The sequence below is a fragment of the Streptomyces sp. CLV115 genome (genome assembly GCF_038448545.1).
Lineage (GTDB): Bacteria > Actinomycetota > Actinomycetes > Streptomycetales > Streptomycetaceae > Streptomyces > Streptomyces sanglieri.
The window spans coordinates 26,378-49,544 of the sequence record NZ_JBCEWQ010000055.1 but is presented as its reverse complement, the minus strand read 5'-3'; the positions used below and the strand labels follow the sequence as shown (position 1 = coordinate 49,544).

Annotated in this window: 18 protein-coding genes and 1 tRNA gene; 16 read left to right on the top strand and 3 right to left on the bottom strand. The window is 67.1% G+C overall.

From position 1 onward, the window contains the following. Window positions 1-1,034 (top strand): UDP-N-acetylmuramate dehydrogenase (locus tag AADR41_RS20255; RefSeq protein WP_342282795.1); only part of this gene is annotated, 1,034 nt, incomplete at its 5' end. 26 nt (window positions 1,035-1,060) lie between these two features. Here AADR41_RS20255 and AADR41_RS20250 read toward each other — a convergent pair. Continuing rightward, window positions 1,061-1,696 carry an NAD(P)-dependent oxidoreductase gene (locus AADR41_RS20250; RefSeq protein ID WP_342282794.1) on the bottom strand — a complete coding sequence of 212 codons (636 nt, stop codon included), beginning with the start codon at window positions 1,694-1,696 and terminating at the stop codon, window positions 1,061-1,063. Between the two features lie 87 nt (window positions 1,697-1,783). Here AADR41_RS20250 and AADR41_RS20245 point away from each other — a divergent pair, with 87 nt between their 5' ends. Beyond that, a complete protein-coding gene (locus AADR41_RS20245) occupies window positions 1,784-2,389 on the top strand; it encodes a TetR/AcrR family transcriptional regulator (protein WP_342282793.1) in 606 nt (201 codons plus the stop codon). 9 nt (window positions 2,390-2,398) lie between these two features. Here the strand turns inward: AADR41_RS20245 and AADR41_RS20240 are convergent, their stop codons facing one another. Together AADR41_RS20240 and AADR41_RS20235 are read right to left on the bottom strand one after the other, a co-directional pair. Further along, complete coding sequence (locus AADR41_RS20240) at window positions 2,399-3,421, bottom strand: adenosine deaminase (protein WP_342282792.1); 1,023 nt, start codon at window positions 3,419-3,421, stop codon at window positions 2,399-2,401. A 77-nt stretch (window positions 3,422-3,498) separates the two neighbouring features. Further along, on the bottom strand, window positions 3,499-4,725 hold the full coding sequence (locus AADR41_RS20235; RefSeq protein WP_342282791.1) for a pyridoxal phosphate-dependent aminotransferase: 1,227 nt from the start codon (window positions 4,723-4,725) through the stop codon (window positions 3,499-3,501). Window positions 4,726-4,950: 225 nt separating this feature from the next. On the opposite strand from AADR41_RS20235, the gene AADR41_RS20230 reads away from it, so the two are divergent. From AADR41_RS20230 to tuf, 14 genes are all read left to right on the top strand, one after another. Further along, a tRNA-Trp gene (locus AADR41_RS20230) sits at window positions 4,951-5,023 on the top strand. A 106-nt stretch (window positions 5,024-5,129) separates the two neighbouring features. Then, the gene (gene secE / locus AADR41_RS20225) at window positions 5,130-5,417 is read left to right on the top strand and encodes a preprotein translocase subunit SecE (RefSeq protein WP_072485564.1); all 288 of its coding nucleotides are present in this window, start codon (window positions 5,130-5,132) and stop codon (window positions 5,415-5,417) included. Between the two features lie 73 nt (window positions 5,418-5,490). Next, window positions 5,491-6,360, top strand: coding sequence for a transcription termination/antitermination protein NusG (nusG, locus tag AADR41_RS20220; RefSeq protein WP_342282790.1), 870 nt, complete (start codon window positions 5,491-5,493; stop codon window positions 6,358-6,360). A 176-nt stretch (window positions 6,361-6,536) separates the two neighbouring features. After that, window positions 6,537-6,971 (top strand): 50S ribosomal protein L11, encoded by a 435-nt coding sequence (gene rplK / locus AADR41_RS20215; protein WP_006126872.1) that lies wholly within the window; start codon window positions 6,537-6,539, stop codon window positions 6,969-6,971. Between the two features lie 82 nt (window positions 6,972-7,053). Then, on the top strand, window positions 7,054-7,776 hold the full coding sequence (rplA, locus tag AADR41_RS20210; RefSeq protein ID WP_093540773.1) for a 50S ribosomal protein L1: 723 nt from the start codon (window positions 7,054-7,056) through the stop codon (window positions 7,774-7,776). A gap of 162 nt (window positions 7,777-7,938) precedes the next feature. Next, the gene (locus tag AADR41_RS20205; RefSeq protein WP_342282789.1) at window positions 7,939-8,841 is read left to right on the top strand and encodes a hypothetical protein; all 903 of its coding nucleotides are present in this window, start codon (window positions 7,939-7,941) and stop codon (window positions 8,839-8,841) included. A 274-nt stretch (window positions 8,842-9,115) separates the two neighbouring features. Next, complete coding sequence (gene rplJ / locus AADR41_RS20200; protein WP_093540771.1) at window positions 9,116-9,646, top strand: 50S ribosomal protein L10; 531 nt, start codon at window positions 9,116-9,118, stop codon at window positions 9,644-9,646. 111 nt (window positions 9,647-9,757) lie between these two features. Next, the gene (rplL, locus tag AADR41_RS20195) at window positions 9,758-10,141 is read left to right on the top strand and encodes a 50S ribosomal protein L7/L12 (protein WP_010058811.1); all 384 of its coding nucleotides are present in this window, start codon (window positions 9,758-9,760) and stop codon (window positions 10,139-10,141) included. Window positions 10,142-10,760: 619 nt separating this feature from the next. Beyond that, a complete protein-coding gene (rpoB, locus tag AADR41_RS20190; RefSeq protein ID WP_342282788.1) occupies window positions 10,761-14,246 on the top strand; it encodes a DNA-directed RNA polymerase subunit beta in 3,486 nt (1,161 codons plus the stop codon). Between the two features lie 129 nt (window positions 14,247-14,375). Then, on the top strand, window positions 14,376-18,275 hold the full coding sequence (locus AADR41_RS20185; RefSeq protein WP_342282787.1) for a DNA-directed RNA polymerase subunit beta': 3,900 nt from the start codon (window positions 14,376-14,378) through the stop codon (window positions 18,273-18,275). A gap of 455 nt (window positions 18,276-18,730) precedes the next feature. Continuing rightward, window positions 18,731-19,102: a 30S ribosomal protein S12 gene (rpsL, locus tag AADR41_RS20180; protein WP_003948652.1), complete on the top strand. Its 372-nt coding sequence runs from the start codon at window positions 18,731-18,733 to the stop codon at window positions 19,100-19,102. A gap of 2 nt (window positions 19,103-19,104) precedes the next feature. Continuing rightward, window positions 19,105-19,575 carry a 30S ribosomal protein S7 gene (gene rpsG, locus AADR41_RS20175; RefSeq protein WP_007445917.1) on the top strand — a complete coding sequence of 157 codons (471 nt, stop codon included), beginning with the start codon at window positions 19,105-19,107 and terminating at the stop codon, window positions 19,573-19,575. 38 nt (window positions 19,576-19,613) lie between these two features. After that, window positions 19,614-21,743, top strand: coding sequence for an elongation factor G (gene fusA / locus AADR41_RS20170; protein ID WP_342282786.1), 2,130 nt, complete (start codon window positions 19,614-19,616; stop codon window positions 21,741-21,743). Between the two features lie 160 nt (window positions 21,744-21,903). Beyond that, window positions 21,904-23,097, top strand: a complete 1,194-nt coding sequence (tuf, locus tag AADR41_RS20165; RefSeq protein ID WP_072485548.1) for an elongation factor Tu — start codon at window positions 21,904-21,906, stop codon at window positions 23,095-23,097. The last annotated feature ends 70 nt before the right edge of the window (window positions 23,098-23,167 follow it).

Below are 23,167 nucleotides of genomic sequence, written 5' to 3'. Positions count from 1 at the left end.
CCCTCGCCCCCCTGACCACCTTCCGGCTGGGCGGCCCCGCCACCCGCCTCCTCACGGCGACGACCGACGCCGAGGTGATCGAAGCCGTGCGCGAGGCGGACGGGAGCGGCACTCCGCTGCTCGTCATCGGCGGCGGCAGCAACCTGGTCATCGGCGACAAGGGCTTCGACGGCACCGCCCTGCGCATCGCCACCGAGGGCTTCGCGCTGGACGGCACGGCACTGGAGCTCGCCGCCGGGGAGATCTGGACGGACGCCGTGGCCCGTACCGTCGAAGCCGGTCTCGCGGGCATCGAATGCCTGGCCGGAATCCCGGGATCCGCGGGTGCGACCCCGATCCAGAACGTCGGCGCGTACGGCCAGGAGGTCTCCTCCACCATCACGGAGGTCGTCGCCTACGACCGGCACACCGAGGAAACGGTCACCATTCCGAACGCCGAGTGCGCGTTCTCGTACCGGCACAGTCGTTTCAAGGCCGAACCCGACCGTTTCGTGGTGCTGAGGGTCCGCTTCGAGCTGGAGGACGCGGGCGGCCTGTCCGCGCCGCTGAAGTACGCCGAGACGGCCCGCGCCATGGGCGTCGAACAGGGCGAGCGGGTGCCCGCGGCGGCCGCCCGCGAGACCGTGCTCGGGCTCCGCGCCGGCAAGGGCATGGTGCTGGACCCGGCCGACCACGACACCTGGTCGGCCGGCTCCTTCTTCACCAACCCGATCCTGACGGAGGCGGAGTACGCGGCGTTCCTCACCCGCGCCGCGGACCGGCTCGGCCCGGGGGCGACGCCCCCCGCCTTCCCCGCGGACGGGGGACGCGTCAAGACCTCCGCGGCCTGGCTCATCGACAAGGCCGGTTTCACCAAGGGGTACGGCGCCGGCCCGGCCCGCATCTCCACCAAGCACACCCTCGCCCTCACCAATCGCGGCGAGGCGGCCACCGAGGACCTCCTCGCGCTCGCCCGCGAGGTCGTCGCAGGGGTCCGCGAGGCATTCGGCGTCACGCTCGTCAACGAACCGGTGACGGTCGGCGTGAGCCTGTAGGCCGCGCGGGGCGGGCCCCGGCCCGCTCAGTACGCCACGCCCACGCCCTGCTTCACCGACGCCGGGTCGTCGGTCAGGGCCAGCATCGCGTGCGCCACATCGGCCCGCGAGATGGTCCGGCCGCTGCGCGGAGCGCCGCCGACGACCGTCCGGTACTTCCCCGTCAGCGGCCCGTCGGTGAGCTTCGGCGGCCGTACGGACGTCCAGTCCGTCGCGCTCCGGGCCAGCGCGGCCTCCATCAGCGTCAGGTCCGCGTAGACCTCCTTGAGGACCGCCCCGATCACCTTGCGGGCCAGCCGGTCCGGCAGCGGGTCGTCGGCCGGCCGGGGGCCGACCGGGGCCGCGCTGACGACCAGCAGCCGCCGTACCCCCTCCGCCTCCATCGCGGCCAGCACCGACCCGGTGAGCCGCTCGGCGACCCCGTCCGCCTTCCGGCCGCGCGAGCCGAGCGCGGAGAGCACCGCGTCCCGGCCCGCGACCGCCTCGCGCAGCGCCTCCGGGTCGTCCATGCGCGCGACGGTGTGGACCCGTACGTCGGAGAGCGGGACGGGCAGCCGCGCCGGGTCGCGGACCACCGCCGTCACCTCGTGGCCCGCCGCCAGCGCCTGGCGGACGATCTCCTGACCGACGCCGCCCGTGGCGCCGAACACCGTGATCCTCATTGCGCACCCTCCCAGGGTGGGTAAGTATTCACTCACCCCTAGAGTGAGTGGATACTCACCACCTCGTCAAGCCTCGTTGGAGTACGCATGGAGCAGAAGCCGGCCCGCGTCCGCGTCATCGACGCCGCCCATCAGCTGATGCTCACCATCGGCCTGGCCCGCGCCACCACCAAGGAGATCGCCAGGGCCGCGGGCTGCTCGGAGGCCGCGCTCTACAAGCACTTCGCGAGCAAGGAAGAGCTGTTCGTGACGGTGCTCAAGGAGCGGCTTCCCAGGCTCAACCCGCTGCTGAAACGGCTTGTCGTGTCACCCGGGGCGGGGGAGCGGAGCGTCGAGCAGAACCTCACCGAGATCGCCCGCCAGGCCGCGCTCTTCTACGAGCAGAGCTTCCCGATCGCCGCCTCGCTGTACGCCGAGCCCAGGCTCAAGGAACGCCACAACGAGGCGATGCGGGAGCTCGGCACCGGCCCGCACATGCCCATCAGGGGCCTGGACGCCTATCTGCGCTCCGAACAGGCGGCCGGCCGGGTCCGCGCCGACGCGGACACCTACGCGGCCGCTTCGCTGCTGATGGGGGCCTGCGCACAACGCGCCTTCGCCTACGAGGCCACGGCGGACGGAGAGCCGCCGCAGCCCCTCGACGAGTTCGCCGCGTCCCTGGCGAGCACGCTGATGCGCGGCGTCGGCGCCTGATCCGGAGCCCTACCCCGCGGGCTTCGCCAGCCAGTCGTCGACGCCCGCCAGGAGCTGCGCCCGCACCGGAGCCGGTGCGGCGGAGCCCCGGACCGACTGCCGGGCCAGCTCGGCCAGTTCCTCGTCGGTGAACGCGTGGTGGCGCCGCACCAGGTCGTACTGCGCGGCCAGCCGGGAACCGAAGAGCAGCGGATCGTCCGCGCCCAGCGCCATCGGCACCCCGGCCTCGAACAGTTTGCGCAGCGGTACGTCGGCGGGCTTCTCGTAGACGCCGAGCGCCACGTTCGACGCGGGGCACACCTCGCAGGTCACCCCGGCCTCCGCCAGCCGGCGCATCAGCCGGGGGTCCTCCGCCGCCCGCACCCCGTGCCCGACCCGGGCCGCGTCGAGGTCGTCCAGGCAGTCCCGGACGCTGGACGGGCCCGACAGCTCGCCCCCGTGCGGTGCGGCGAGCAGGCCGCCCTCCCGGGCGATGGCGAAGGCGCGGTCGAAGTCGCGGGCCATCCCGCGCCGCTCGTCGTTGGAGAGCCCGAATCCGACCACGCCCCGGTCCGCGTACCGCACCGCGAGCCGGGCGAGCGTCCGGGCGTCCAGCGGATGCTTCATCCGGTTCGCCGCGATCACCACCCGGATCGGCAGCCCGGTCCCGCGCGAGGCGCTGTCCACCGCGTCCAGGATGATCTCGATCGCCGGGATCAGTCCGCCGAGCAGCGGCGCGTACGAGGTGGGGTCGACCTGGATCTCCAGCCAGCCCGAGCCGTCCGCGACGTCCTCCTGGGCCGTCTCGCGCACCAGCCGCTGAATGTCCTCGGGGGACCTGAGACAGGACCGGGCGATGTCGTAGAGCCGCTGGAAGCGGAACCATCCGCGCTCGTCCGTGGCCCGCAGCTTCGGCGGCTCGCCGCCGGTCAGGGCATCGGGCAGGTGCACGCCGTACTTGTCGGCGAGTTCGAGCAGGGTCGTCGGCCGCATCGACCCGGTGAAATGCAGGTGCAGGTGGGCCTTGGGCAACAGCCGTACATCACGCTCCATTCCAAGATCCTGCCGCACATCCGGGGTCGAGCGGTAGCCGCTTTCCCCATCGGGTTGGCCCCCGAACGCGGGACGTACTAGGCCCTGGCCTCGCCCAGCAGCTTCTGGAGCCGCGAGACGCCCTCGACGAGGTCGTCGTCGCCCAGCGCGTACGAGAGCCGCAGGTAGCCCGGCGTGCCGAAGGCCTCGCCCGGTACGACCGCGACCTCGGCCTCGTCCAGGATCAGCGCCGCCAGCTCGACCGAGGTGGCCGGGCGCCGGCCGCGGATCTCCTTGCTGAGCAGGTCCTTCACCGTCGGGTAGGCGTAGAACGCGCCCTCGGGCTCCGGGCAGAACACGCCGTCGATCTCGTTGAGCATCCGCACGATGAGCTTGCGGCGGCGGTCGAAGGCGGTGCGCATCTCGGCGACCGCGTCCAGGCTCCCGGAGACGGCGGCCAGCGCGGCGACCTGGGCCACGTTGGAGACGTTGGACGTGGCGTGCGACTGGAGGTTGGTCGCGGCCTTGACGACGTCCTTCGGACCGACGATCCAGCCCACCCGCCAGCCGGTCATCGCGTACGTCTTGGCGACGCCGTTGACCACGATGCACTTGTCACGCAGCTCGGGCACGATCGCGGGCAGCGAGGTGAACTTCGCGTCCCCGTAGACCAGGTGCTCGTAGATCTCGTCGGTCAGCACCCACAGGCCGTGCTCGACGGCCCAGTGGCCGATCGCCTCGGCGTCGGCCTCGCTGTACACGGCGCCGGTCGGGTTCGAGGGCGAGACGAACAGGACGACCTTGGTGCGCTCGGTGCGCGCCGCCTCCAGCTGCTCGACGGAGACCCGGTAGCCGGTCGTCTCGTCGGCCACGACCTCCACCGGGACACCGCCGGCCAGCCGGATCGACTCGGGGTAGGTGGTCCAGTACGGGGCGGGGACGATGACCTCGTCGCCCGGGTCGAGGATCGCGGCGAACGCCTCGTAGATCGCCTGCTTCCCGCCGTTGGTCACCAGGATCTGCGAGGCGTCGACCTCGTAGCCGGAGTCGCGCAGCGTCTTCTCCGCGATGGCGGACTTGAGCTCCGGGAGCCCTCCTGCCGGGGTGTAGCGGTGGTACTTCGGGTTGCGGCAGGCCTCGACCGCGGCGTCGACGATGTAGCCGGGGGTCGGGAAGTCGGGCTCACCGGCACCGAAGCCGATCACCGGACGGCCGGCGGCCTTGAGGGCCTTTGCCTTGGCGTCCACGGCGAGGGTGGCGGACTCGGAGATCGCACCGATGCGGGCGGAGACCCGGCGCTCGGAGGGGGAAGTTGCAGCGCTCATGGTCCCCATGGTTCCAGACCGTGATCCCTGTCGGCACAACGGTTTCAGGGACCGGACACGACTCGGACAGCATGCGGACAACATGCGAACAGGAGCGGTCGGGAGCTATCTGTTCGACGCCGGGCCGCTGAACACGTACACTCACCTGTCGTTGGCCTTCACCAGCCGCACCGTTCCTGCACCCGGGCCGTCCGGGGAGATGCGGTAGGTTGGTGGAAACCACAAAGGGTCGTAGCTCAATTGGTAGAGCACTGGTCTCCAAAACCAGCGGTTGGGGGTTCAAGTCCCTCCGGCCCTGCTACACACTCCTTCGCCAGGATGTGTGCGCATGTACGTACTTCAATGCACCGCCGTGCGGCTCCACCGGGCGCGGCACGGCCATGACCCGGAATCAGGTGAGAAGCGTGACGGACGCCGTGGGCTCCATCGACATGCCTGATGCCGAGGATGAAGTACCCGAGTCGAAGAAGAAGACCCGGAAGGGCGGCAAGCGCGGAAAGAAGGGCCCTCTGGGCCGTCTCGCGCTCTTCTACCGCCAGATCGTCGCCGAGTTGCGCAAGGTCGTCTGGCCGACCCGCAGCCAGCTGACGACATACACCAGTGTGGTGATTGTCTTCGTCGTCGTCATGATCGGTCTGGTTACCGTGATTGACTTCGGATTCCAGCGGGTCATCAAGTACGTCTTCGGCTGATCCCGCGGAGGGCGCCTCATGGGCGCCCCTTTCGCATGTTCCACCCATTTGTATCCAGGAAGAAGCAGCCACCGTGTCTGACCCGAACCTGAACGACGCCGTCGAGCCGACGGCGGGCGCCTTCGAGTCCGCCGAGGACGAGCTCGACATCGTCGAGGCGGCGGACGCCGAGGAGCCGGACCAGGCCGAAGCTGCCGACGCCGCCGCGGGTGAGCCCGCCGAGCAGGCCGCCGTGCACGCCGAGGACGAGGAAGAGGCCGCGGAGGCCGACGCCGAATCCGAGAGCGACGAGGACGACGAGGAAGCGGCCGAGCCGGCCGAGCCCGTCGATGCCGTCACCGCCCTGCGCGACGAGCTGCGCGGCCTTCCCGGCGAGTGGTACGTCATCCACACGTACGCCGGCTACGAGAAGCGCGTGAAGGCCAACCTGGAGCAGCGCGCCGTCTCGCTCAACGTCGAGGACTTCATCTACCAGGCCGAAGTGCCCGAGGAAGAGATCGTCCAGATCAAGAACGGCGAGCGCAAGAACGTCCGCCAGAACAAGCTCCCGGGCTACGTCCTGGTGCGCATGGACCTGACGAACGAGTCCTGGGGCGTCGTCCGCAACACCCCCGGCGTCACCGGCTTCGTGGGCAACGCCTACGACCCGTACCCGCTGACCCTGGACGAGATCGTCAAGATGCTCGCCCCGGAGGCCGAGGAGAAGGCCGCCCGCGAGGCCGCCGAGGCCGAGGGCAAGCCGGCTCCGGCCCGCAAGGTCGAGGTTCAGGTGCTCGACTTCGAGGTCGGCGACTCGGTCACCGTCACCGACGGCCCGTTCGCGACGCTGCAGGCGACGATCAACGAGATCAACGCCGACTCGAAGAAGGTCAAGGGTCTCGTCGAGATCTTCGGCCGCGAGACCCCGGTCGAGCTCAGCTTCGACCAGATCCAGAAGAACTAGCGGTATTCCGCCAGTCTCTGGACACATGCCTACCGAGCAGGTCAGACCGGCTGCAAAGCCCGTCTGACCTGCTTGGTTTTTGGTCGCGCAGCTATACCCGTTATCGTTGTGCGGTATGCCTCCATCCGGATGACCGGAAGGCGGCGAAACACTCTCACTAGGACCCGGAGAGAGCAATGCCTCCCAAGAAGAAGAAGGTCACGGGGCTGATCAAGCTCCAGATCAACGCCGGTGCGGCCAACCCGGCCCCGCCGGTCGGCCCCGCGCTCGGCCAGCACGGCGTCAACATCATGGAGTTCTGCAAGGCCTACAACGCCGCGACCGAGTCGCAGCGTGGCATGGTCGTGCCGGTGGAGATCACGGTCTACGAGGACCGTTCCTTCACCTTCGTGACCAAGACTCCGCCGGCCGCGAAGCTGATCCTCAAGGCCGCGGGCGTGGAGAAGGGCTCCGGCGAGCCGCACAAGACCAAGGTTGCCAAGCTGACGGCTGCCCAGGTCCGTGAGATCGCCACGACGAAGCTCCCCGACCTGAACGCCAACGACCTCGACGCCGCGTCGAAGATCATCGCTGGCACCGCCCGTTCCATGGGCATCACGGTCGAAGGCTGATTCAGCCCCTCAGATCCTCAGTGGTAGGGCCAAGCGCTGGCCCGCACCACGACTCCACACCCTGAAACCCACAGGAGTAGAAGTGAAGCGCAGCAAGAACCTCCGCGCTGCGGACGCCAAGGTCGACCGGTCGCGCAACTACGCGCCGCTCGAAGCCGTCCGTCTCGCCAAGGACACCGCCTCCACGAAGTTCGACGGCACCGTCGAGGTCGCGTTCTGCCTGGGTGTCGACCCGCGCAAGGCCGACCAGATGGTCCGTGGCACCGTGAACCTCCCGCACGGCACCGGCAAGACCGCCCGGGTCCTGGTCTTCGCGACCGGTGACCGTGCTGCGGCCGCGGAAGCCGCTGGAGCCGACATCGTCGGCGCCGACGAGCTCATCGACGAGGTGGCGAAGGGCCGTCTGGACTTCGACGCCGTCGTCGCCACTCCGGACCTCATGGGCAAGGTCGGCCGCCTCGGCCGCGTGCTCGGTCCGCGTGGTCTGATGCCGAACCCGAAGACCGGCACCGTCACCCCCGACGTCGTGAAGGCTGTCAACGACATCAAGGGCGGCAAGATCGAGTTCCGCGTCGACAAGCACTCGAACCTGCACTTCATCATCGGCAAGACGTCGTTCGACGACACCAAGCTGGTGGAGAACTACGCAGCGGCGCTGGAGGAGATCCTCCGTCTGAAGCCGTCCGCCGCCAAGGGCCGCTACATCAAGAAGGCCACCCTGGCCACCACGATGGGCCCCGGCATCCCGCTGGACGCCAACCGCACCCGTAACCTCCTCGTCGAGGAGGACCCGGCCGCAGTCTGAGCCCCAGCGCTCGGCAGCAAGCCGCGTCACGTGTGACATGGACGGGCCCCGCAACCTTTCGAGGTGCGGGGCCCGTCCTTGTATCCGTATTGCCGGAGGCCCTGTCGGACCCGTGCGTTAGCGTGAGGCCCCGACAGAGCCGAACGAGGGGTGGAAGCTGACATGAGGACCAGTACCGTGCGACGCGTGTGTCTGTCGGTGGCGGCGGCAGCGGCGCTGACGTCGGTCGCGGCCTGCAGCGGATCGGACAGCGGCAAGAGCGACAAGCAGGGCAGCGGCGTCGTCAAGGCCGACCCGATAGCCGCGCTGCTCGACGTGCAGAAGAAGACCGGCGGGGAGAACTCCGCGAAGGTCGAGGGCACCACTCAGATGGGCACCACCATGTCCATGGAGCAGACCGGTGTCATCGACTGGACCGACGGCCTCACCGGCACCATGGAGATCACGTACACCGGCGGCAGCATGGCGGACGCCATGAAGCAGACCGGTGGCACCGGCACGATGCAGGCCCGCTACTTCAAGGACGGATACGTCGTCAACATGGGCGACGGCTTCGCGAAGCAGACCGGCGGCAAGCACTGGATCAACTACGGCTACGCCGACCTCGCCAAGATGGCGGGTGCCTCCGGCGAGGCGATGAAGCAGCAGATGCAGAACACCACCCCCGACCAGGGAGTGAAGTCGCTGCTGGCCTCCGGCGACGTCAAGAAGGTCGGCAAGGAGGACGTGCGGGGCGTCTCCGCCACGCACTACTCCGGCACCGTCGACGTCGCCGCGCTGACCGCGAAGAACTCCGAGCTCGACGCCGACCAGCTGGAACAGCTGAAGAAGCAGCTGAGCGACGCCGGCATCACCACGGAGACGGTCGACATCTGGGTCGACGACAACGACCTGCTGGTCAAGAAGACCGAGCGCGGCCAGATGAAGACCGGCGAGCTCAACTCCACGGTGTACTACAGCGACTACGGGACGAAGGTCTCCGTCGAGCAGCCGCCGGCCTCGGACACGGTCGACTTCGCCGAGCTCCTGAAGCAGCAGCAGGGTGCGGGCGCGGGCGCGTCCTAAACCTCATCCACCGCATTGAACGGGACGGATTTGCTCGGCGCGACCCCGGTCGCGTACTCTCCTACAGAAGCCAAAGACCGCTGGTCGTTGCTGTGCTCTCGCAAGAGGGAACAGTGACCGAAGGATCCGTTGAGTACGGGCGACCTGCGCAGGTGACTGTGGAAAGCTCCCGGATTCTTTCGGTCGAGCTACGCCCTGGCGCCTGCGCCGGGGCGTTTCGTCTTTCCCGGCCCCTTCTGAGCGGTCCTCATCACCCGGAAGGAGGCCGACGCTCATGGCAAGGCCCGACAAGGCTGCCGCGGTAGCCGAGCTCGCGGACCAGTTCCGCAGCTCGAACGCCGCTGTGCTGACCGAGTACCGGGGTCTCACCGTGGCGCAGCTCAAGACGCTGCGTCGTTCGCTCGGTGAGAACGCCCAGTACGCCGTGGTGAAGAACACGCTGACCAAGATTGCGGCCAACGAGGCCGGGATCACTTCGCTGGACGACCAGTTCACTGGTCCGACGGCGGTTGCCTTCATCACCGGTGACCCGGTGGAGTCGGCGAAGGGTCTTCGTGACTTCGCCAAGGAGAACCCGAACCTGATCATCAAGGGCGGTGTCCTTGACGGTAAGGCGCTGTCCGCCGATGAGATCAAGAAGCTTGCGGACCTCGAGTCCCGCGAGGTTCTGCTCAGCAAGCTGGCCGGTGCCTTCAAGGGCAAGCAGTCCCAGGCTGCTTCGCTCTTCCAGGCGCTGCCGTCGAAGTTCGTCCGCACCGCGGAGGCGCTTCGCGTCAAGCTCGAAGAGCAGGGCGGTGCCGAGTAACTCGGCTCGCGCAATGACCGCCGCCCACTAGGGAGACGGTCGCAGCGGGCCGAACGTACGCCCGCCTACATGTACATCCGGCACCTGCCGAATTAGTGGAAGGACGCCATCATGGCGAAGCTGTCCCAGGACGACCTGCTCGCGCAGTTCGAAGAGATGACCCTCATCGAGCTCTCCGAGTTCGTGAAGGCCTTCGAGGAGAAGTTCGACGTCACCGCCGCCGCGGCCGTCGCCGTCGCCGGTCCGGCCGGCCCGGGCGCCGTTGCCGAGGCCGCCGAGGAGCAGGACGAGTTCGACGTCATCCTCACCGGCGCCGGCGAGAAGAAGATCCAGGTCATCAAGGTCGTGCGTGAGCTGACCTCGCTGGGTCTGAAGGAGGCCAAGGACCTCGTCGACGGCACCCCGAAGCCGGTCCTCGAGAAGGTCGCCAAGGAGGCCGCCGAGAAGGCTGCCGAGTCCCTCAAGGCCGCCGGCGCTTCCGTCGAGGTCAAGTGACTCAGGGAGTCTGCTGACTCCTCCTGACGCCTCCTGCCGTACGGCACGGACGTCATCACACGAAGGGCGATCACCCATCCGGGTGGTCGCCCTTCGGCGTACCCGAGGCGGCTGCCTTGCTCTTCCGGTGGCGACGAGTATGGTGATCTTCGCCGTTGCCTCTCCGGGACGGCCGGCCGGCGCCGGGAGGCGGTCGGGTGCGGACCTCGGGGCGTTGTCCCCGCAGGGGGGCCTTGACGAACCGCACGCGGCGCGCAATTCTCAGGACGCGTCGTCACATCGATCCGAATCCGAGGCATGGATCGTGGGCGAAGCGGGCAGTAAAGAAGAGCGCACCACGCGCAAGGTCTACACATAGGTGTTGAGAACAGCTGTTGAGAGCAACGTGGGTCTCTGAGAACCCCGACTGGACATCAGTGTGCCGTTTGGCTACACTGACCCTTTGCGCTGCCTGTTAGCTGCCTCCTGCCCGTCACCAGGGGCATGCCCTCGCTTGAGCACCGATGACTGATCGTCTCTGACCTGGCCTTATTCGGTCGAATCAGGAACCGACTGTCTCCGTGTCCGGCTTGGGACCGGTACGCGCGTAGTGAGTCCGAGCCCTCGGAAGGACCCCCTCTTGGCCGCCTCGCGCAACGCCTCGACCGCGAATACGAACAACGGTGCCAGCACCGCCCCGCTGCGCATCTCCTTTGCAAAGATCAAGGAGCCCCTCGAGGTTCCGAACCTCCTCGCGCTGCAGACCGAGAGCTTCGACTGGCTCCTCGGCAATGCCGCATGGAAGGCTCGCGTCGAGGCTGCTCTGGACAGTGGACAGAACGTCCCGACCAAGTCCGGCCTGGAAGAGATCTTCGAGGAGATCTCGCCGATCGAGGACTTCTCCGGGTCGATGTCGCTGACTTTCCGCGACCACCGCTTCGAGCCCCCGAAGAACTCGATCGACGAGTGCAAGGAGCGCGACTTCACGTTCGCCGCCCCGCTCTTCGTCACCGCCGAGTTCACCAACAACGAGACCGGCGAGATCAAGTCCCAGACGGTCTTCATGGGCGACTTCCCGCTCATGACCAACAAGGGCACCTTCGTCATCAACGGCACCGAGCGTGTCGTCGTGTCGCAGCTGGTCCGCTCGCCGGGTGTCTACTTCGACTCCTCCATCGACAAGACGTCCGACAAGGACATCTTCTCCGCCAAGATCATCCCGTCCCGGGGTGCCTGGCTGGAGATGGAGATCGACAAGCGCGACATGGTCGGTGTCCGTATCGACCGCAAGCGCAAGCAGTCCGTCACCGTTCTCCTGAAGGCTCTCGGTTGGACGACCGAGCAGATCCTGGAGGAGTTCGGCGAGTACGAGTCCATGCGCGCCACCCTGGAGAAGGACCACACCCAGGGCCAGGACGACGCGCTGCTCGACATCTACCGCAAGCTGCGTCCGGGTGAGCCGCCCACCCGTGAGGCCGCTCAGACGCTGCTGGAGAACCTCTACTTCAACCCGAAGCGCTACGACCTCGCGAAGGTCGGCCGCTACAAGGTGAACAAGAAGCTCGGCGCCGACGAGCCGCTCGACGCCGGTGTGCTCACCAGCGACGACGTCATCGCGACGATCAAGTACCTGGTCAAGCTGCACGCCGGTGAGACCGAGACGGTCGGCGAGTCCGGTCGCTCGATCATGGTCGAGACCGATGACATCGACCACTTCGGCAACCGTCGCATCCGCAACGTCGGCGAGCTGATCCAGAACCAGGTCCGTACGGGTCTCGCCCGTATGGAGCGCGTCGTGCGCGAGCGCATGACCACCCAGGACGTCGAGGCGATCACGCCGCAGACCCTGATCAACATCCGGCCGGTCGTCGCCTCCATCAAGGAGTTCTTCGGCACCAGCCAGCTGTCCCAGTTCATGGACCAGAACAACCCGCTGTCGGGCCTGACGCACAAGCGTCGTCTCAACGCGCTCGGCCCCGGTGGTCTCTCCCGTGAGCGGGCCGGCTTCGAAGTCCGTGACGTGCACCCCTCGCACTACGGCCGCATGTGCCCGATCGAGACGCCCGAAGGCCCGAACATCGGTCTGATCGGCTCGCTGGCCTCCTACGGCCGGATCAACGCGTTCGGCTTCATCGAGACGCCGTACCGCAAGGTCGTCGACGACCAGGTCACCGACGAGGTCGACTACCTGACCGCCGACGAGGAGGACCGCTTCGTCATCGCGCAGGCCAACGCGCCGCTGACCGACGAGCTCCGGTTCGCCGAGTCCCGCGTGCTGGTCCGCCGCCGTGGCGGCGAGGTCGACTACGTGCCCGGCACGGACGTCGACTACATGGACGTCTCGCCGCGCCAGATGGTGTCCGTCGCGACCGCGATGATCCCGTTCCTGGAGCACGACGACGCCAACCGTGCCCTCATGGGCGCGAACATGATGCGTCAGGCGGTGCCGCTGATCAAGTCCGAGGCCCCGCTCGTCGGCACCGGCATGGAGTACCGCTGCGCCACCGACGCCGGCGACGTGCTCAAGGCCGAGAAGGACGGTGTGGTCCAGGAGGTCTCCGCGGACTACATCACCGTCACGAACGACGACGGTACGTACACCACGTACCGCATCGCCAAGTTCATGCGCTCCAACCAGGGCACCTCGGTCAACCAGAAGGTCGTCGTCTCCGAGGGCGACCGGGTCATCGCCGACCAGGTCCTCGCCGACGGTCCGGCCACCGAGTTCGGTGAGATGGCCCTCGGCAAGAACCTGCTCGTGGCGTTCATGCCGTGGGAGGGTCACAACTACGAGGACGCGATCATCCTGTCGCAGCGCCTCGTGCAGGACGACGTCCTCTCCTCGATCCACATCGAGGAGCACGAGGTCGACGCCCGTGACACCAAGCTCGGCCCGGAGGAGATCACCCGGGACATCCCGAACGTCTCCGAGGAGGTCCTCGCCGATCTCGACGAGCGCGGCATCATCCGTATCGGTGCCGAGGTCGTCGCCGGCGACATCCTCGTCGGCAAGGTCACGCCCAAGGGTGAGACCGAGCTGACCCCCGAGGAGCGTCTGCTCCGCGCGATCTTCGGTGAGAAGGCGCGCGAGGTGCGCGACACCTCGCTGAAGGTGCCGCACGGTGAGATCGGCAAGGTCATCGGCGTCCGCGTCTTCGACCGCGAAGAGGGCGACGAGCTGCCGCCGGGCGTGAACCAGCTGGTCCGCGTCTACGTCGCGCAGAAGCGCAAGATCACCGACGGTGACAAGCTCGCCGGCCGTCACGGCAACAAGGGCGTCATCTCGAAGATCCTGCCGATCGAGGACATGCCGTTCCTGGAGGACGGCACCCCGGTCGACATCATCCTCAACCCGCTGGGTGTCCCGTCCCGAATGAACCCGGGACAGGTCCTGGAGATCCACCTCGGCTGGCTCGCCAGCCGCGGCTGGGACGTCTCCGGCCTCGGTGACGAGTGGGCCAAGCGCCTGCAGTCCATCGGCGCCGACCAGGTCGCCCCCGGCACCAACGTCGCCACCCCCGTCTTCGACGGTGCGCGCGAGGACGAGATCTCCGGTCTCTTCGAGGCCACGATCCCGAACCGCGACGGCGACCGCCTGGTGCAGCCCTCCGGCAAGGCCAAGCTGTTCGACGGCCGCTCCGGCGAGCCGTTCCCGGACCCGGTCTCGGTCGGCTACATGTACATCCTCAAGCTGCACCACCTCGTCGACGACAAGCTGCACGCTCGTTCGACGGGTCCGTACTCCATGATCACCCAGCAGCCGCTGGGTGGTAAGGCTCAGTTCGGTGGTCAGCGATTCGGTGAGATGGAGGTGTGGGCCCTTGAGGCATACGGTGCCGCATACGCCCTCCAGGAGCTCCTGACGATCAAGTCCGACGACGTGACCGGCCGCGTGAAGGTCTACGAGGCCATCGTCAAGGGCGAGAACATCCCCGAGCCCGGCATCCCCGAGTCCTTCAAGGTGCTCATCAAGGAAATGCAGTCGCTCTGCCTCAACGTGGAGGTGCTGTCCTCGGACGGCATGTCCATCGAGATGCGCGACACGGACGAGGACGTCTTCCGCGCGGCGGAGGAGCTCGGTATCGACCTGTCCCGGCGCGAGCCGAGCAGCGTCGAAGAGGTCTGACGGGTTGGCCGGCCGGATCCCAGTGATCCGGCCGGCTCTCCCCGGACCCGTTCAGACCATTGCTGAAGTGCCCCGATTTCTCGCCTGACGCGAGGGGGCTCGAACCCCCGAAAGAGGGATTGACGACAAGTGCTCGACGTCAACTTCTTCGACGAGCTGCGGATCGGCCTTGCCACCGCGGACGACATCCGGACCTGGTCCCACGGCGAAGTGAAGAAGCCGGAGACCATCAACTACCGCACGCTCAAGCCCGAAAAGGACGGACTCTTCTGCGAGAAGATCTTCGGTCCGACCCGGGACTGGGAGTGCTACTGCGGCAAGTACAAGCGTGTCCGCTTCAAGGGCATCATCTGTGAGCGCTGTGGCGTCGAGGTCACGCGCGCCAAGGTGCGCCGTGAGCGCATGGGTCACATCGAGCTTGCCGCTCCCGTCACCCACATCTGGTACTTCAAGGGCGTCCCGTCGCGCCTGGGCTACCTGCTCGACCTCGCGCCGAAGGACCTGGAAAAGGTCATCTACTTCGCCGCGTACATGATCACGTTCGTGGACGAGGAGCGCCGTACGCGCGACCTGCCGTCGCTGGAGGCGCACGTCTCCGTCGAGCGTCAGCAGATCGAGAACCGCCGCGACGCCGACCTCGAAGCCCGTGCCAAGAAGCTTGAGACCGACCTGGCCGAGCTGGAGGCCGAGGGCGCCAAGGCCGACGTGCGCCGCAAGGTGCGCGAAGGTGCCGAGCGCGAGATGAAGCAGCTGCGCGACCGCGCGCAGCGCGAGATCGACCGTCTCGACGAGGTGTGGAGCCGCTTCAAGAACCTCAAGGTCCAGGACCTGGAGGGCGACGAGCTGCTCTACCGCGAGCTGCGTGACCGCTTCGGCACGTACTTCGACGGCTGCATGGGCGCCGCCGCCCTGCAGAAGCGCCTGGAGTCCTTCGACCTCGACGAGGAGGCCGAGCGCCTCCGCGAGATCATCCGCACCGGCAAGGGCCAGAAGAAGACCCGTGCGCTCAAGCGCCTCAAGGTCGTCTCCGCGTTCCTGCAGACCAGCAACAAGCCCAAGGGCATGGTGCTCGACTGCGTGCCGGTCATCCCGCCGGACCTGCGTCCGATGGTGCAGCTGGACGGTGGCCGCTTCGCGACCTCCGACCTGAACGACCTGTACCGCCGTGTGATCAACCGCAACAACCGTCTGAAGCGTCTGCTGGACCTGGGCGCTCCGGAGATCATCGTCAACAACGAGAAGCGCATGCTTCAGGAGGCTGTTGACGCCCTCTTCGACAACGGTCGTCGTGGTCGCCCGGTCACCGGTCCCGGCAACCGCCCGCTCAAGTCCCTCAGCGACATGCTGAAGGGCAAGCAGGGTCGATTCCGTCAGAACCTTCTCGGCAAGCGTGTGGACTACTCCGCGCGTTCCGTGATCGTCGTCGGCCCGCAGCTCAAGCTGCACCAGTGCGGTCTGCCGAAGGCCATGGCACTGGAGCTCTTCAAGCCGTTCGTGATGAAGCGCCTGGTCGACCTGAACCACGCGCAGAACATCAAGTCGGCCAAGCGCATGGTCGAGCGCGGCCGCACGGTCGTGTACGACGTCCTGGAAGAGGTCATCGCCGAGCACCCGGTTCTCCTGAACCGTGCGCCGACGCTGCACCGCCTCGGCATCCAGGCCTTCGAGCCGCAGCTGGTCGAGGGCAAGGCCATCCAGATCCACCCGCTCGTCTGCACCGCGTTCAACGCGGACTTCGACGGTGACCAGATGGCCGTGCACCTGCCGCTCTCCGCGGAGGCGCAGGCCGAGGCCCGCATCCTGATGCTGTCCTCGAACAACATCCTGAAGCCGGCCGACGGTCGTCCCGTCACCATGCCGACCCAGGACATGGTGCTGGGCCTGTTCTTCCTCACCACGGACGAGGAGGAGCGCGAGGTCATCGGCCAGGGCCGCTCCTTCGGCTCCACGGCCGAGGCGATCATGGCCTTCGACGCCCGCGAGCTGTCGCTCCAGGCGAAGGTCGACATCCGCTTCCCGGTGGGCACCATCCCGCCGCGTGGCTGGGTGCCGCCGGTCGCCGAGGAAGGCGAGCAGGAGTACCAGCAGGGCGACACGTTCCGGCTGCGTACGTCCCTGGGCCGCGCGCTCTTCAACGAGCTGCTGCCCGAGGACTACCCGTTCGTCGACTACTCGGTCGGCAAGAAGCAGCTCTCCGAGATCGTCAACGACCTCGCCGAGCGCTACCCCAAGGTCATCGTGGCGGCGACGCTCGACAACCTGAAGGCGGCCGGCTTCCACTGGGCGACCCGTTCCGGTGTCACCGTGGCCATCTCCGACGTCGTGGTCCCCGAGGCCAAGAAGGCGATCGTCGCCGGCTACGAGGCGCAGGACGAGAAGGTCCAGAAGCAGTACGAGCGCGGTCTGATCACCAAGGACGAGCGCACGCAGGAGCTCATCGCGATCTGGACCAAGGCGACCAACGAGGTTGCCGAGGCGATGAACGCGAACTTCCCCAAGACGAACCCCATCTTCATGATGGTTGACTCGGGTGCCCGAGGAAACATGATGCAGATGCGTCAGATCGCCGGTATGCGTGGTCTGGTGTCCAACGCCAAGAACGAGACGATCCCGCGTCCCATCAAGGCGTCCTTCCGTGAGGGCCTCACCGTTCTGGAGTACTTCATCTCCACGCACGGTGCCCGTAAGGGGCTGGCGGACACCGCCCTGCGTACCGCCGACTCGGGTTACCTGACCCGTCGTCTGGTGGACGTCTCGCAGGACGTGATCATTCGCGAGGAGGACTGCGGCACCGACCGCGGCCTCAAGCTGAAGATCGCCGTCAAGGGTGCGGACGGCGTGCTCCGCAAGACGGAGGACGTCGAGACCTCGGTCTACGCCCGCATGCTCGCCGAGGACGTCGTGGTGGACGGCAAGGTCATCGCGCCTGCCAACGTCGACCTCGGTGACGTCCTGATCGACGCCCTGGTGGGCGCCGGCGTCGAGGAGGTCAAGACCCGTTCGGTCCTGACCTGTGAGTCCGCGGTCGGCACCTGTGCCTTCTGCTACGGACGCTCGCTCGCCACCGGCAAGCTGGTCGACATCGGTGAGGCGGTCGGCATCATCGCCGCCCAGTCCATCGGTGAGCCCGGTACCCAGCTGACGATGCGTACCTTCCACACCGGTGGTGTGGCCGGTGACGACATCACCCAGGGTCTGCCCCGAGTCGTCGAGCTCTTCGAAGCCCGTACGCCCAAGGGTGTCGCCCCGATCTCGGAGTCCGCGGGCCGGGTCCGGATCGAGGAGACCGAGAAGACCAAGAAGCTCGTGGTCACGCCGGACGACGGCAGCGACGAGATCCCGTTCCCGATCTCGAAGCGCGCCCGTCTGCTGGTGGGCGAGGGCGACCACGTCGAGGTGGGCCAGAAGCTCACCGTGGGTGCCACCAACCCGCACGACGTGCTGCGGATCCTCGGTCAGCGCGCGGTCCAGGTCCACCTGGTCGGCGAGGTCCAGAAGGTCTACAACTCGCAGGGTGTGTCGATCCACGACAAGCACATCGAGATCATCATCCGGCAGATGCTGCGCCGCGTGACGATCATCGAGTCCGGCGACGCGGAGCTGCTGCCGGGCGAGCTCGTCGAGCGCTCGAAGTTCGAGACCGAGAACCGTCGTGTGGTCACCGAGGGCGGTCACCCCGCCTCCGGCCGTCCGCAGCTGATGGGTATCACCAAGGCCTCGCTGGCGACGGAATCCTGGCTGTCGGCCGCCTCCTTCCAGGAGACGACCCGAGTCCTGACGGATGCGGCGATCAACGCCAAGTCCGACAGCCTCATCGGCCTCAAGGAAAACGTCATCATCGGTAAGCTCATCCCGGCCGGTACGGGCCTGTCCCGCTACCGCAACATCCGGGTCGAGCCGACCGAGGAGGCCAAGGCCGCGATGTACTCGGCCGTCGGCTACGACGACATCGACTACTCGCCGTTCGGCACGGGCTCCGGCCAGGCCGTTCCGCTGGAGGACTACGACTACGGTCCGTACAACCAGTAGGCGAGTCGCTTGACCGACCGGAGGGCGGTCACCCCGTTTCGTACGGGGTGGCCGCCCTCCGGCGTGTGATACGTCACGTCCTTCCCGGCGGCCTGAGCGGCCCGGCTGCCGGGAGTGGGGCCCGGAGGCCCTGTGCGGGGCTGTGGACGGCCTTCGGGGCGCGGGAAGCCACAGGTACGGGTCGGGACAAGCCGGGCACACGGTCCGGCGTGTCGTGGCGGACAGCATTTGTTTTGACCGGAGTCGACGAGGTAGGTACGCTCAGACCTTGTGCCTGGGGTGTGCCTGGGCTCGTGTGCGTGTCCTCAACCGCATGGCGAGTCCGTCAGTGGCTACCGCAATCTGCGCTCCTTCTGCCTTGCGGCAGAAGCCTGCAGTATTCGACACACCCGACCGCGTGGGTCGGTGACGTTCCAGGTTAGTTTCACGAACGGCACACAGAAACCGGAGAAGTAGTGCCTACGATCCAGCAGCTGGTCCGGAAGGGCCGGCAGGACAAGGTCGAGAAGAACAAGACGCCCGCGCTCGAGGGTTCGCCCCAGCGCCGCGGCGTCTGCACGCGTGTGTTCACGACCACCCCGAAGAAGCCGAACTCGGCCCTCCGTAAGGTCGCGCGTGTGCGTCTGACCTCCGGTATCGAGGTCACGGCCTACATCCCGGGTGAGGGACACAACCTGCAGGAGCACTCCATCGTGCTCGTGCGTGGTGGCCGTGTGAAGGACCTGCCGGGTGTTCGTTACAAGATCATCCGCGGCTCGCTCGACACCCAGGGTGTCAAGAACCGCAAGCAGGCCCGCAGCCGCTACGGCGCCAAGAAGGAGAAGTAAGAATGCCTCGTAAGGGCCCCGCCCCGAAGCGCCCGGTCATCATCGACCCGGTCTACAGCTCTCCTCTTGTCACCTCGCTGATCAACAAGATCCTGCTGGACGGCAAGCGCTCCACCGCCGAGCGAATCGTGTACGGCGCCATGGAGGGCCTCCGCGAGAAGACCGGCAACGACCCGGTCATCACGCTGAAGCGCGCGCTTGAGAACGTCAAGCCCTCGCTTGAGGTCAAGTCCCGCCGTGTCGGTGGCGCCACCTACCAGGTGCCGATCGAGGTCAAGCCCGGTCGCGCCTCCACCCTCGCACTGCGCTGGCTCGTGGGTTACTCCCGCGCCCGCCGTGAGAAGACCATGACCGAGCGCCTCATGAACGAGCTGCTCGACGCCTCCAACGGTCTTGGCGCTGCTGTCAAGAAGCGTGAGGACACCCACAAGATGGCCGAGTCCAACAAGGCCTTCGCGCACTACCGCTGGTAGTCGCTACCCACATCGAGACCGAGAGAAGATTGAGCCTTATGGCCACCACTTCGCTTGACCTGGCCAAGGTCCGCAACATCGGGATCATGGCCCACATCGACGCGGGCAAGACGACCACCACTGAGCGGATCCTGTTCTACACCGGCGTCTCGTACAAGATCGGTGAAGTCCACGACGGCGCTGCCACGATGGACTGGATGGAGCAGGAGCAGGAGCGCGGCATCACGATCACGTCCGCCGCGACGACCTGCCACTGGCCGCTCAATGATGTTGACCACACCATCAACATCATCGACACCCCGGGTCACGTCGACTTCACCGTCGAGGTGGAGCGTTCGCTCCGCGTCCTCGACGGCGCCGTCACCGTGTTCGACGGTGTGGCGGGCGTCGAGCCGCAGTCCGAGACCGTCTGGCGTCAGGCGGACCGCTACGGCGTGCCGCGTATCTGCTTCGTCAACAAGCTCGACCGCACGGGCGCCGACTTCCTGCGCTGCGTCCAGATGATCGTGGACCGCCTCGGCGCGACCCCGATCGTCATGCAGCTTCCGATCGGCGCGGAGGCCGACTTCACGGGCGTCGTCGACCTCGTGTCGATGCAGGCCTTCGTGTACCCGGAAGAGGCCGCCAAGGGCGAGATGTACAACGTCGTCGAGATCCCGGACAACCTGAAGGAGTCCGCCGCGGAATGGCGCGGCAAGCTCCTTGAGGCCGTGGCCGAGAACGACGACGCCATGATGGAGCTGTACCTGGAGGGCAACGAGCCCACCCAGGAGCAGCTGCACGAGGCCATCCGCCGGATCACCCTCGCATCGAAGGGCGGCGCCGACTCCGTCACCGTCACCCCGGTGTTCTGTGGCACCGCGTTCAAGAACAAGGGCGTCCAGCCCCTGCTCGACGCGGTCGTCCGCTACCTGCCCTCCCCCCTGGACGTCGAGGCCATCGAAGGCCACGACCCCAAGGACCCGGAGAAGGTCATCGAGCGCAAGCCCTCGGACGACGAGCCGTTCTCCGGCCTGGCGTTCAAGATCGCGAGCGACCCGCACCTCGGCAAGCTCACCTTCGTCCGGATCTACTCCGGTCGCCTGGAGGCCGGCACCGCGGTGCTGAACTCCGTCAAGGGCAAGAAGGAGCGCATCGGCAAGATCTACCGCATGCACGCGAACAAGCGTGAGGAGATCGCGTCGGTGGGCGCCGGTGACATCATCGCCGTCATGGGCCTGAAGCAGACCACCACCGGTGAGACGCTGTGCGACGACAAGAACCCGGTCATCCTGGAGTCCATGGACTTCCCGGCGCCGGTCATCCAGGTCGCCATCGAGCCCAAGTCCAAGGGTGACCAGGAGAAGCTGGGTGTCGCCATCCAGCGCCTCTCCGAGGAGGACCCGTCCTTCCAGGTGCACTCCGACGAGGAGACCGGCCAGACCATCATCGGTGGTATGGGCGAGCTTCACCTTGAAGTGCTCGTCGACCGCATGAAGCGCGAATTCCGCGTCGAGGCGAACGTCGGCAAGCCGCAGGTCGCGTACCGCGAGACGATCCGCAAGGCCGTCGAGCGCATCGACTACACGCACAAGAAGCAGACTGGTGGTACCGGCCAGTTCGCGAAGGTGCAGATCGCCCTTGAGCCCATCGAGGGTGGCGACGCGTCCTACGAGTTCGTCAACAAGGTCACCGGTGGCCGCATCCCCCGTGAGTACATCCCCTCGGTGGACGCGGGTGCCCAGGAAGCCATGCAGTTCGGCATCCTGGCCGGCTACGAGATGGTGGGCGTCCGCGTCACCCTTCTCGACGGTGGTTACCACGAGGTCGACTCCTCCGAGCTCGCCTTCAAGATCGCCGGTTCGCAGGCGTTCAAGGAGGGTGCTCGCAAGGCGTCCCCCGTGCTCCTTGAGCCGATGATGGCCGTCGAGGTCACCACGCCCGAGGACTACATGGGCGATGTCATCGGTGACCTCAACTCCCGCCGTGGCCAGATCCAGGCCATGGAGGAGCGCAGCGGCGCTCGCGTCGTGAAGGGCCTCGTGCCCCTCTCGGAGATGTTCGGCTACGTCGGAGACCTCCGCAGCAAGACCTCGGGTCGCGCAAGCTACTCGATGCAGTTCGACTCCTACGCCGAGGTTCCGCGGAACGTCGCCGAGGAGATCATCGCGAAGGCCAAGGGCGAGTAACTCTCCCGAGCTCACGCTTTAGGCTTGTCACCGGAGCCTGGTGGGGCATTCGTCGCAGAGCGGAAGTTCTGCGGTGATTGCCCCCGGCACCGGCATCCCAGCAAAGATCACCTGGCGCCGATGAAGCAAGGCGTACAGAACCACTCCACAGGAGGACCCAGTGGCGAAGGCGAAGTTCGAGCGGACTAAGCCGCACGTCAACATCGGCACCATCGGTCACATTGACCACGGTAAGACGACCCTCACGGCCGCCATTACCAAGGTGCTGCACGACGCGTACCCGGACCTGAACGAGGCCTCGGCCTTCGACCAGATCGACAAGGCTCCCGAGGAGCGCCAGCGCGGTATCACGATCTCGATCGCGCACGTCGAGTACCAGACGGAGTCGCGTCACTACGCGCACGTCGACTGCCCGGGTCACGCGGACTACATCAAGAACATGATCACGGGTGCCGCGCAGATGGACGGCGCCATCCTCGTGGTCGCCGCCACCGACGGCCCGATGCCGCAGACCAAGGAGCACGTGCTCCTGGCCCGCCAGGTCGGCGTTCCGTACATCGTCGTCGCCCTGAACAAGGCCGACATGGTGGACGACGAGGAGATCCTGGAGCTCGTCGAGCTCGAGGTCCGTGAGCTCCTCTCCGAGTACGAGTTCCCGGGCGACGACCTGCCGGTCGTCAAGGTCTCGGCGCTCAAGGCTCTTGAGGGCGACAAGGAGTGGGGCCAGACCGTCCTCGACCTGATGAAGGCCGTCGACGAGAACATCCCGCAGCCCGAGCGTGACGTCGACAAGCCGTTCCTGATGCCGATCGAGGACGTCTTCACGATCACCGGTCGTGGCACCGTCGTCACCGGTCGTATCGAGCGCGGTATCCTGAAGGTCAACGAGACCGTCGACATCGTCGGTATCAAGCAGGAGAAGACCACCACCACGGTCACCGGCATCGAGATGTTCCGCAAGCTGCTCGACGAGGGCCAGGCCGGTGAGAACGTCGGTCTGCTCCTCCGTGGCATCAAGCGCGAGGACGTCGAGCGCGGCCAGGTCATCATCAAGCCCGGTTCGGTCACGCCGCACACCGAGTTCGAGGCCCAGGCCTACATCCTGTCGAAGGACGAGGGTGGCCGTCACACCCCCTTCTTCAACAACTACCGCCCGCAGTTCTACTTCCGTACCACGGACGTGACGGGCGTTGTGACCCTTCCCGAGGGCACCGAGATGGTCATGCCGGGCGACAACACCGTCATGAGCGTCTCGCTGATCCAGCCCGTCGCCATGGAAGAGGGCCTGAAGTTCGCCATCCGTGAGGGTGGCCGGACCGTGGGCGCCGGCCAGGTCACCAAGATCGTCAAGTAATTACCTGACTGTCTGACCTGGTTGCTCCGCACAGAGCACCGAGAAGGGCCCCGGCCCGCCGCGCGAGCGG